Annotated in this window: 12 protein-coding genes, 1 pseudogene and 1 riboswitch; of the genes and pseudogenes, 8 read left to right on the forward strand and 5 right to left on the reverse strand. The window is 33.0% G+C overall.

The features are described from left to right. Positions 1-6: 6 nt before the first annotated feature. From ER639_RS10395 to isaB, 5 genes and pseudogenes are all read right to left on the reverse strand, one after another. Entirely contained in the window at positions 7-1,152 is a 1,146-nt protein-coding gene (locus ER639_RS10395) for an Ig-like domain-containing protein (RefSeq protein WP_129065726.1), read from the reverse strand. A gap of 191 nt (positions 1,153-1,343) precedes the next feature. Further along, positions 1,344-1,870: pseudogene (locus ER639_RS12590) on the reverse strand (glycerol-3-phosphate responsive antiterminator). Positions 1,871-1,946: 76 nt separating this feature from the next. Continuing rightward, complete coding sequence (gene mmuM / locus ER639_RS10410) at positions 1,947-2,837, reverse strand: homocysteine S-methyltransferase (RefSeq protein WP_129065729.1); 891 nt, start codon at positions 2,835-2,837, stop codon at positions 1,947-1,949. After that, on the reverse strand, positions 2,821-4,161 hold the full coding sequence (locus ER639_RS10415) for an amino acid permease (protein WP_129065730.1): 1,341 nt from the start codon (positions 4,159-4,161) through the stop codon (positions 2,821-2,823). The genes mmuM and ER639_RS10415 overlap by 17 nt, the downstream gene beginning before the upstream one ends. Before the next feature lie 50 nt (positions 4,162-4,211). Next, positions 4,212-4,309, reverse strand: a riboswitch (SAM riboswitch). Positions 4,310-4,423: 114 nt separating this feature from the next. Continuing rightward, the gene (gene isaB / locus ER639_RS10420) at positions 4,424-4,999 is read right to left on the reverse strand and encodes an immunodominant staphylococcal antigen IsaB family protein (RefSeq protein ID WP_129065731.1); all 576 of its coding nucleotides are present in this window, start codon (positions 4,997-4,999) and stop codon (positions 4,424-4,426) included. A gap of 235 nt (positions 5,000-5,234) precedes the next feature. Here isaB and ER639_RS10425 point away from each other — a divergent pair, with 235 nt between their 5' ends. From ER639_RS10425 to ER639_RS10460, 8 genes are read left to right on the forward strand one after another with little or no spacing between them, the layout of a single operon-like run. Then, positions 5,235-5,765, forward strand: a complete 531-nt coding sequence (locus tag ER639_RS10425; protein ID WP_129065732.1) for a tyrosine-type recombinase/integrase — start codon at positions 5,235-5,237, stop codon at positions 5,763-5,765. A gap of 16 nt (positions 5,766-5,781) precedes the next feature. Then, positions 5,782-8,073: a hydrogen gas-evolving membrane-bound hydrogenase subunit E gene (gene mbhE, locus ER639_RS10430; RefSeq protein ID WP_129065733.1), complete on the forward strand. Its 2,292-nt coding sequence runs from the start codon at positions 5,782-5,784 to the stop codon at positions 8,071-8,073. Next, the gene (locus tag ER639_RS10435) at positions 8,060-8,482 is read left to right on the forward strand and encodes an MnhB domain-containing protein (protein WP_129065734.1); all 423 of its coding nucleotides are present in this window, start codon (positions 8,060-8,062) and stop codon (positions 8,480-8,482) included. Before mbhE ends, ER639_RS10435 begins: the two co-directional genes overlap by 14 nt. Then, positions 8,479-8,808: an NADH-quinone oxidoreductase subunit K gene (locus ER639_RS10440; RefSeq protein ID WP_129065735.1), complete on the forward strand. Its 330-nt coding sequence runs from the start codon at positions 8,479-8,481 to the stop codon at positions 8,806-8,808. The genes ER639_RS10435 and ER639_RS10440 overlap by 4 nt, the downstream gene beginning before the upstream one ends. Beyond that, positions 8,801-10,261, forward strand: coding sequence for a proton-conducting transporter transmembrane domain-containing protein (locus tag ER639_RS10445; RefSeq protein ID WP_129065736.1), 1,461 nt, complete (start codon positions 8,801-8,803; stop codon positions 10,259-10,261). The genes ER639_RS10440 and ER639_RS10445 overlap by 8 nt, the downstream gene beginning before the upstream one ends. Before the next feature lie 4 nt (positions 10,262-10,265). Further along, the gene (locus ER639_RS10450; protein WP_129065737.1) at positions 10,266-10,748 is read left to right on the forward strand and encodes a Na+/H+ antiporter subunit E; all 483 of its coding nucleotides are present in this window, start codon (positions 10,266-10,268) and stop codon (positions 10,746-10,748) included. After that, positions 10,748-11,026: a monovalent cation/H+ antiporter complex subunit F gene (locus ER639_RS10455; protein ID WP_129065738.1), complete on the forward strand. Its 279-nt coding sequence runs from the start codon at positions 10,748-10,750 to the stop codon at positions 11,024-11,026. The genes ER639_RS10450 and ER639_RS10455 overlap by 1 nt, the downstream gene beginning before the upstream one ends. Then, complete coding sequence (locus ER639_RS10460) at positions 11,001-11,372, forward strand: Na+/H+ antiporter subunit G (protein WP_368665665.1); 372 nt, start codon at positions 11,001-11,003, stop codon at positions 11,370-11,372. Before ER639_RS10455 ends, ER639_RS10460 begins: the two co-directional genes overlap by 26 nt. Position 11,373: the final 1 nt, after the last annotated feature.

Consider the following 11,373-nt stretch of genomic DNA (forward strand, 5'->3'; position numbering starts at 1 on the left):
ATCAAGTTAAAATTTCTTTTTAACAACTTTACTTTCATTCCCAGATTGATCTTCCAGATGCACTTCTAAAGTTACACCTTTTGGCTGCTTACTCATCCTTACAAAAAATTTGCCTTCACTATTAACGATACCTGTTCCTATTAAAATATCTTTTCTATAAACATAAGCAGTTGTTCCATTTTCCCCATAACCTGATAGCTTCTTTCTGTCTTTACTTATAATAAGTTTTGATGGTTTAGTTGGTGGTACATCATCTGTTATTGTTTTAGTGATATTTTTACTCATATTTTTAGTCGCATCAACTGCTTCAAATATTACAACTCCACCATACTTTAACATCAGTTCTTTTGTTCTAGGATTGTATTTAGGTATTTTAGTTTTGAAGTTACCTTTGCTATCGACCTTCACTGTTTGTTGGTAATGAGCATACCATGAATTTGTAGATGATCTGATATATAGAGTAATACTTCCACCTTTTTCATACTTCCCAGAAACAATGCCATTTGATAATTTAATTGTGTTTACAATTGGCGGTTTTGGCGGTATACCATTTTCTATTTTAATCTCTTTTTTTACTGATTCTACATTTCCATCTGAAATTGAAAAGTATACTTTAGAGTTTAGTTTTTGCTTTGGAAATTTAACTTTACCATTATAACTACTATCTCCCTTTTTACTAATCGGTGTGTTATAAAGCACCTTCCCAGCTTGGTCATACATTTTTAAAAAAAATTTTTTATCCCCCCAGTTATAAGGCGCTGTTCCTATGATTAATACTTGTGAATCAACATTAGTTATTCTGCCACCTTGAGGTATAATTGTAAATCCATTCACTAGTTTTTCAACTTTGTATACTTTTTGAGTTTTAATCTTATTTCTATCCAATAAATTGATTTTTACAATGTCATTTTCTTTTACTTTAGGAATTTCTATAAATGTTGAAAGTGTACCATCAAAATCACCATAATTTACATTAGAGACCTCGTTTTCATTAATTACAATAGATATATTGTTAATTTTGTGTATTTGGAAATTTAATTTTTCCATTCCATCATAAATACCACTAGTGAATAACTGGAAATTTTCTTCAGCTTTTGCAAATTTAAAATTCAACGAAAATAGTACGATTAAACATAAAATTATTTTCTTCATTTATAATTTCTCCTTTTAAATGTATATATTACAATTACATCTTACACTATACTATTATTGTATTTTATGGAAGTGGATTGTACAATATATCATTTATCGTTTTGTACAATTTTTTATAAAAAAATCCACCTCTATCTTTTGATAGAAGTGAATTTCTAAATTATCGTCTTATATTGTGACTAGGAGTCAATCTAATTTAAATATGCTTCAACTTTCTTAATATCTTCAACTTGCTCTATTCGATCAACTAGTCCACCTGAAATAATAGGTATTTTTGTAGCTTTATAAATATCTTTAAACAGATAAGATGTTAACACTGGCATAACTTCTATCGCATCTGGTTTAGATTTCTTTGTTGTTGAAATGATATTATCAAACATATTGTAGTCCGCTAAAAAAACCTTTGAATCACATAAATGTTATTTTTCTTTGCCAAATTAACATGACTACTTTTGGTAGTAATAATACCATCTGGTTTTACGACATTCTTTAAATACTTAAATCCAAATTCATCTAATTTTAACCCTTTAATCATTTCTACATGAATGTATACTTCTAAATCATTATCATGAAACAATTGAACGATGTCTTTAATATTTATAAAATCACTGATTAATATAAACACAGATTTTATATTTTCTTTATACTTTATTACTTTTTCAATATCTTTATGCCTGACAATTGAAGCAATCACTTTTTTATCTGATTTCATTGGCATGTCAAAGGTTCCTTTCGTATTGAACTTATTAATATCATTATATTATTATCTCAATGAGAACCCAATGATATTAATTTCAACCTTTCAACACCCGACATAACTCTCCTATTTCCTTAGGGCCTACCTGACAACATCCACCGATGATTTTGACACCTTTATGCTTCCACCTTACAGCCGCTTCATATAAATTCTCGTCTATTTGATCAATCCATATTTTCTTGATGCCATCATACTTTCTACCACCGTTTGGATAAAGTATCAATGGTTTTTCACTATGTTCTATCAAGGTGTCTAAGGCGCCATCTATTATTTTTACACTTGTGCAGTTGACTCCGAACGCATATACGTTATCAATGGTATTCACTACTTTACAAACTTCTTCTATTTTTGAACCATCTGATAGGTGTTGTGTATCTTTCAAAGTCACACTTATCCAAGCCTCTATTTGTGGATAGTCTTTAAGTAATGTCTTCACTGCTTTGATTTCTTCAAGCTTGGGTATGGTTTCAAATGCAAAAACGTTAATCCCTGCTTGTAATAATATATCTAGACGTTCTTTATGATACTGTATATAGTCTGATTCTGTAATAGAATAATCTCCTGTATATTCTGAGCCATCACTTAGCAATGCACCATAGGGTCCTAGGCACGCACCTACTAGTGTGTTTTTATTTGCTGCTTGTTGAGCGAGCTTTACGGAATGTATCAATGCAATTGTTGCATCTTCTTTAGTCAATCCAATGTTTAAAAACGATTGTACTGATGCTTGATAAGTATTGGTTAATATAATATCTGCACCATTTTCAACAAAAGCACGATGTACTTGATAAATTCCTTCTGGGTGCGTCGTCAGTAAATGTGATGACCATAATGGATGGGCGATGTCATAACCGAATTGTTCGATGGTTGTACCAAATCCTCCATCTAGTATTGTAATGTCTTGTTTTAATTTATCTTGTAGCTGCATTGAATACACCTCTTCTCTTCACAATATAATGTATCAATCCAACAATGATACAAAACGGTAAGCCAATCAATGTCGCAAGGCGTTGGTTCGGATCAAAGAGTACGCCAATTGTAGAGATTAAACAAAGTGTAAAGCCTATTACTGGTAAGATATAAGCACTACTTTTTGTCTCGCCACTTCGTTTCAATTGATTAAACCTTGCCACACATATACTCATCCAGACAACAACGACAGCGAATCCTGCAACGGACACGAGTACTAAATAAACGGTTTCTGGAGCAATAACACTTGATAACAAACTGAGCAAAGCACCTACTAAACTAATCAATGTAGCATTGACTGGCATACCGTTCTTATTTAAATTTCTCGCTATATTGAATACATGATCTCGTTCTGAAAGACTCCAAAGCATGCGACTGCTTGCGTACAATCCTGAGTTAGCAGCTGATAGTAATGCTGTTAATATCACAAAGTTCATAATATCCCCGGCATATGGAATACCGACACTATCTAATACTGATACAAATGGACTTCCCAATAAATTGGCTTTATTTGTTGGAAGTAATAACACCATCACAATAATCGTTCCTATAAAAAGTAATGCTAGACGCCAAACTGTTGCACGAATGGTCTTCGGTATGACTGTTTCAGGATTTTTCGTTTCTCCTGCAGCAATGGCGATCAATTCTGTACCACTAAAAGCATAGTTCACTGCTAACATCGTGACGAATATGCCAAACATACCGTTTGGTACATCTAATAGTTTTTCAGATTGTGTGACTGGTTTTAATTCTGATGGTAATACGTTAAATAATACGAGTAATCCAATCACAATAAACATCATAATCGCTAATACTTTTACTAAAGATAACCAAAATTCTGTTTCTCCATAAATTTTACTGCTCGTGAAATTGATCAATACGATAATAACGATAAAGATTAAACTGAACAGCCAAACTGGAACTTCTGGGAACCATTTTTGAAATAGTATACCGCCCGCAGTGATTTCTGACCCTAGTGCGATTGTCCAACATAACCAATAACTCCATGCAACCACATGACCAATAGACGGGTGGATATAAATATTTGCATACGTGTGAAAACCACCCACATCAGGATGACTGACAGCAAGTGCGCCCATACACTTCATCACAATATAAACGAGCAAAGCACCAATAATATAACTGATAATCGTCCCTACTGGTCCAGCTTGTTGCAATGTATAACCCGTACTTAGGAATAACCCTGTACCAATCACACCTCCGAAACTTAACATCATCACATGACGTGATTCCATACCTCTTTTAAACTGACTCATCTGCATTCCTCCATAAAAAATACCCCTCCTAAAATAGGAAGGGTAACATCGATTTACACTCATATTTCAGGATAACCTGTTGGATTTAGCACCGTGCAAATGCCGGTTGCTGAGACTTCAAAGGGCCAATTCCCTCCATCTCTCTTTATAAGTTTATTTAATTGTTTTAAATCATAGCACTTTCATGATATAGCGTCAATAGAATTCTGAAAGTTCTAATTCTTTTAAATATATATGATTACTTATAATTTGTGATAACTATCTTAACTTATTCCCCAAACAAAAATTCATCGACATCTTTTCCTACTTGCCCAGCGATATGTGAACTGAACGATACGCCAATCAGTTGATTCTTTTTGTTAAATATACCTTCGAAATAGTGATTTTGGAATTTATAGTAAATGCTTGTTTCGTTTTCTACCTCTTGTATTTCTGAGTAATGTTTACCGTAAGTTTTAATGAATTGCTTTTTAGAAATTTTTCCTTTTTTTACCGGCATTTCAATGGTATATGTTTTATACTTGTCATTTAGGAAAATGACTGTATCATATTGACGTTTAATGTATTTAGATTTAACCTTTTTGTTCTCAAATGCATATGTCAATATCACTTCTGCTGACTTGTTCAGTGATTCTGCCTTTATTTTTTTCTCTACAGTTCTGCCGTTAACTGTCACACGCCCTTTTTTTACAGCATTCACAAATGCCTTAGTAGTAACATATTGATAGCTGTTCCCACTGTGTCCTTTCCATTTGTAGTAGTATCCTGCTGCATTGACTTGTGTAGGTTGGATCACTGTAATCATGATAAGTAGTGCCAAGACTATAAGTTTAAAATGCTTCATAAAGTTCTCCTTATTTTATATATTTTTATTAATTATATTAAATTTTTACATTAAATAGAATACCAACTAATAAATTTTTATTTATTTTCAAAAGTATTTTTAATGATAATATGTTAAATTACTGCATTTGTTGTTATTTTATACTAATAATTCTATTTGAATCTTTAGATAAGTCACATCCTTTAAAGTTACATAATTATATGATATAATAAATATGTAACATAAGGAGGTAGCTATGAATAAATCTTATCCGATTAAAGATCTTGATCGTTTAAATGATTATAAATCGTATTTTAAGTCAAAGAGTACGCGTGATTATTTGTTGTTTATGATTGCTTTAAATGTGCCTTTAAAGGTGAAGGACATTTTATTATTAACGCCGCGTGATCTTGTGATGAAGGATGCGCAGTTTATTTTTTTTGTGAATGATTTCAAGATTCGTTTAAACGTTTCAGATAGTGCGTTACTCTCTGATTATATTCAGCCTCTTTCTGAAGATGAATATTTATTTCAATCTTCTAGAACGAAAGCCCCTTTATCTAGGCAGCAATTTAATCGCATTTTATCTGCTGCTGCGAAACAACTTGAATCTCCATATACACTTTGTCCGAATGCTTTAAAGAAGACGTTTGCTTATCATGCCTATGTGCAGGGTATTCATATTATGGATATTCAACATATTTTAGGTCATCAATCGAAGTTAGAGACGTTTGCTTTTATAGATGTGTTACCTGAGTCTAAACGAGACATTCAATTAAATCTTTAATGAAAGGATTTGAATCATGTTATTGAGTATTTTTATATTTGGTTTGTTATGTATTGCTTTGATTTTGAGTTTTAGTCGGTTCTTATCGAATAAGATGATTACTGCGATCAGTTTGTTATATCCTGTCTTTACTTTATATGTTGTTTTATCGACTAAGGTTGGCACTGTTACAAGTTTACCTTGGTTACCTACTTTTGATATTCACCTGTCGTTTAAATTAGATGCTTTATCTTATTTATTCCTCATCATGATTTCTGCAATTAGTATTTTAGTGATGATTTACAGTTATTTTTATATGAAGAAGTACCCACGTCACGCTTATTTTTATAGTGCATTGTTGTTATTTATTTTGGCGATGAATGGTGTGGTGCTTACTAATAACTTGGTTTTACTCTATTTATTTTGGGAGTTAACGAGTGTTGCTTCTTTCTTATTGATTTCATTTCATTATGAGAAGTTTAAATCTTTTATGGGTGCGTTAAAGTCTTTAATCATTACGGTTATTGGTGGCACGTTTATGTTGATTGGTTTTATAGGTATCGGTTTTCTTGCCGATTCGTTTGAGATTGATCATATTTTATCCGCTTCTCTACCTCATACATCTTTGTTTTATTTCAGCATGTTTTGCATTATGTTCGGTGCGTTTACAAAATCAGCGCAATTTCCTTTTCATATTTGGTTACCTAGTGCGATGGAAGCTCCTACGCCTGTCAGTGCGTTATTGCATTCTGCCACGATGGTAAAAGCAGGTATTTATTTGATGTTAAAGCTGTTAACGATTTATGATGGTGACTTTGTGATTTCAATGACTATTGTTTCATTTGGTTTAATCACGATGCTTGTTGGTAGCTTTGTTGCGTTTACAAAGCATGATTTAAAGGCGTTACTTGCTTATTCTACAATCAGTCAGCTCGGTATGATGATGTTGATGATTGGGTTATTGGCACTGCCAGCATCAATGAAATCTGTTGAGATTGATAGTTATTTATATAATGGCTTAATCCTTTTAATCGTAAGTCACGCTTGTTATAAAGCGGCGTTATTTATGGGCACTGGCATGATTGATTTAATGACGGGTACTCGTGATATGCGCGAACTTGGTGGTTTACGTCAAGTAATGCCGATAACGTTTATTGTGATGAGTATTTCAGCGGTGTCGATGGCGGGATTACCTTTCTTAAGTGGATTTATCGCAAAAGAGTTATTTATTACTGCGATTTATGAGATTTATGTTGTGAGTCCTTTGTTTTTAGTGGTGCTGATACTTGCTGTTGTTGCGAGTATTGGAACATTTATTTATAGTTTCACGCTCATTATTCGTACGTTCTTCGGTAAACAAACGGTGCAAATTTCACGTTTACCGCGCGCTATTTTAGGAAGTCCGTTATTACTTACTGTCATGACGATTGTATTGTTTTTTATTCCGAATCTCGTGCAGCAATATTTGATTGCACCGATTGTAAATGAGCAATCAACGGAAGTCACTTTAAAGTCGATTCATGCCTGGCATGGCTTTACAGTGCCGTTGTTTATAACGTTGTTGATTTATATTGTTGGTAGTTTATGTGTGAAGTTTAAAGTTTATCAGTATGTGTCTTTTGAGCGATTCTCATTGGATGCTGTTTATAAAAATATGGTTTCATTTGCGTCTTTTATTTCAAATTCTATTTTAAAAGGTATTTTAACGAAACGTCTTAATACGTATGTTGCGTATATGTACATTTTCATCATTGCTTTATTATTGCCGTCTATCATTCGCTACTTTTCAATGCCAACGGTTCACTTCGATGCACCGTTTTACTTTGTTGTGATTGGTATTTTAATGATGGCGAGTGCAATCAGTCTCTTATTTGTACAAAACCGTATGTCAGCAGTTGTATTGATTGGTATTGTAGGATATGGCGTATCGATTTGCTTTATTTATTTGAAAGCACCTGACCTTGTATTAACACAACTGGTCATTGAAACGATCACGACGGTATTGTTCTTAGCATGTTTTTATCATATGCCGAACTTAAAGAAAGAAACGCATACGTTACTAGGACGAATGATGAAACATATCATTGCACTTGTCATGGCTTTATTGGTGGGTTATTTAATGCTGAATAGTGCAGATATGAATGTATTTGATTCGATTTCAAGTTATTACAACAATAGTTACGAGCTTGCTGGTGCTAAGAATGTGGTTAATGCGATTCTTGGTGACTTTAGAGCCTTTGATACGATTTTAGAAGGCGTTGTGATTATGATTGTGGGCTTCGGTGTCTATACGATTTTAAAGAAAGGAGCTAATTATGAGAGAAAATGATTTATTACTTGAGCAAATTTCAAAGATTGTCATCGTTATTATTTTAACTTTTGGATTTTATATCTTTTTTAATGGGCATCATGCTCCTGGTGGTGGCTTTGTTGGTGCACTTGTGTTTACATCAGGATTTATTTTAATGTTTTTAACGTTTGATGCGAAACGTATTAAAGCATTGTTACCATTTGAATTTCATAAATTAATTACGATTGGTGTCATTATTAGTTTCAGCGTACTGATCATCCCAACATTATTTGGACATCATCTTTTAGAGCACGAAGACTTTTACATTACCCTTCCTTTAATTGAAGAAATTCATGTATCCAGTGTTACGGTGTTTGAATTTGGCATTTTATTAACGGTTGTCGGTGTCATTATGACGATATTATTAGCGATTAGTGGTGATCAATGATGCTATTACTTATATTAATCACTGTTGTCTTAGTCTATGTCGGAATTCATTTGATTTTATCTAAAAGTTTAATTCGTGTTGTACTTGGTACGAGTTTATTGAGCCATGCTGCACACCTTTACTTGATTTCAATGTCGTTTAAAGGTCAAGATTTACCATTTAATGACGGTAAATTGCCAAATGTTGATGCCATCCCACAAGCTTTAATATTAACAGCGATTGTCATTAGCTTTGCGACAACAGCGTTACTCCTCGTATTAGTGTATAAAAACTATCAAAAGAATAAAGATAGCCAAATTGAAAGTTTAGGAGGTCTTGATGAATAATTTATTAATTTCACCTATTATCATTCCGATTCTTATCGGTGTGCTTACATATATTAAAAATACAAGTATTTATAAAATCGCGATATCGTTTTTAGCAGCGAACTTACTCATTAACACTTATTTACTAGCATCTGCAATCAAGCAACCTTTGATTGTAAGCCTTGGTGGCCATGGTATTTATGGCATTCAATTGTACGGTGATTTAATGAGTTTACTCTTTGTGATAATCAGTACAATTGTTGTGATGTCGATTTTAATTTTTCAATATATCAATCATGAAAGAGATTTTGAAGTACCATTTATGTTGTTTATTTTAGCCGGTGTGAATGGCTCGTTTTTAACGTCAGATATCTTTAACTTGTTCGTCATGTTTGAAGTGATGTTACTTGCGTCATTCATATTAATTGTGACAGGTCAAAGAAAAGAACAGTTTAAAGCAAGCATTACATATGTCGTATTAAACTTAATCGGGTCTTGGGTATTCTTAATTGCGATTGGTTTATTGTACCGTGTTTACGGAACATTGCATTTTGCACAGTTAGGTCAGCGTATGTTAGAGAAAGGCTTTATTGCTGAACATGGAATTATCGTATTATTGTTTGTCATTGTATTCAGTTTAAAGTCTGCTTTATTAATCTTTGTTTGGTTACCGAAAACGTATAGTGTCTTATCCTTTGAAAACGGTGCATTATTTGCGGCACTACTTACTAAAGTTGGTGTTTATGCAATGATTCGTACGAGTACGATTATTTTTGTACCTTATCAAGAGATGCTATCACCGATTTTACTAACGATGGCGATCATTACAATTTTCATCGGTATTTTTGGTGTGATTCGTTATCGTGACATTAAAATGATGTTTTGTTATCAAATCATTATCTCTATCGGTGTGATTTTTTATGGGATATCAACATTTAATACAAGTGGTATCAATGGTGCTGTCTTATATACGTTAAATGATATGGTACTAAAAGCCATCTTGTTTTTATTTGCTGGATTGTTAATTAGAAGATACGGCATTGTACGATTAGATAAATATCATGGCTTATATCGTTACATACCAGGCGTTGCATTCAGCTTTTTATTCATATTGTTTACCGTTGGTGGCATGCCATTTACCGGGGGATTTCCAGGGAAATTAATGATATTAAGCGCAACCGTACAAACACATCATATGCTTTTGAGTGTACCTTTAATCCTTGGACCATTCATCGGAATGCTCGCGATGATGCGCTTGTTTATTAAATTATTTTTTGGAGAAAGTGCACGTCAAGAACAAACGGATTCAATACAAATCCAACAATTACAGAAGCAATTTAATGCCAAGTGGTTACTTATATTAAGTTTATTACTTGTTTCTAATAGCTTTATTTTTACTGCTCATTATTTCGACTCAATATTGACTAATCAAGATGCAGCATCATACATTCAAAACTTTAAGTTAGGAGCGTGATATTATCGCACAAGTCGTTTTAAATTTATTCATCGCATTGATATGGGTATTGCTCGTTGATGAAGATCAAGTGACCTTGTCTACATTTTTTAAAGGTTATTTAATCGGTCTCGTTGTGCTATATATCATCCACTTGTTTTTAGGTAATGAATTTTACTTAAAGAAACTCATTACGATTACGAAACTGATTTTATTGTTTAATTATGAGTTGATTACATCGAGTTTCTCGACAATGCAGCACATCTTATTTACGCCTAACAGTGTTAAGCCAGGGGTAGTTACTTACGATACGTCACTGTCTAAACCTTGGCAAATCACCAGTTTAATCATGCTAATTATACTGACACCAGGATCTGTTGTATTAAGATTATCACATGATAATAAGCGTCTATTTATACATACACTACATGCAACTGAGACTGAAAATATAAAGTTACTTAAATCAATCAAACGATATGAACGCGTTATAAAGGAGGTTGGCTATTAATGAGTATATTGATTATAAAATTGGCATTAGCGATATATGGCATTGCAATATGTATCGTCGCTTATCGCATTATTAGAGGACCATCATTACCTGATAGAATTGTGGCACTAGATACGATGAGCGCGATGATCATGTCTAGTATTAGTATTTTATGTTTATTAATGCATACAAAATATTTCTTAGAAGCCATTTTAATATTTGGGATATTATCATTTATTAGTACAATCGCAACATCACGCTTTATTGAAAGAGGTGTTATATTTGAACGTAAACGATAGCATTCACATAATATTAGCACTCTTAATCTTAATCGGAAGCATCATGGCTTTAATCAGTGCCATCGGAATCATTCGATTTGAAGATATTTATACAAGAAGCCATGCCGCTACAAAAAGTTCTACACTCGCAGTACTACTGACATTAACAGGGGTATTTATCTATTTCATCGTCAATGACGGCTATGTTAGCTTTAGGTTACTACTTGGTATTATGTTCTTATATTTAACGTCGCCAGTAGCAGGACACTTAATTACAAGAGCAGCGTACAATAGTGGTGTCGATATGAAAGTAAGCTTTTCTAAAGGGAAACATTTGAACGATTTGAATATTGAGAAGAAGAAATAAA

Origin of the sequence: Macrococcus sp. DPC7161 (assembly GCF_004117835.1) — a bacterium.
Lineage (GTDB): Bacteria > Bacillota > Bacilli > Staphylococcales > Staphylococcaceae > SDSC01.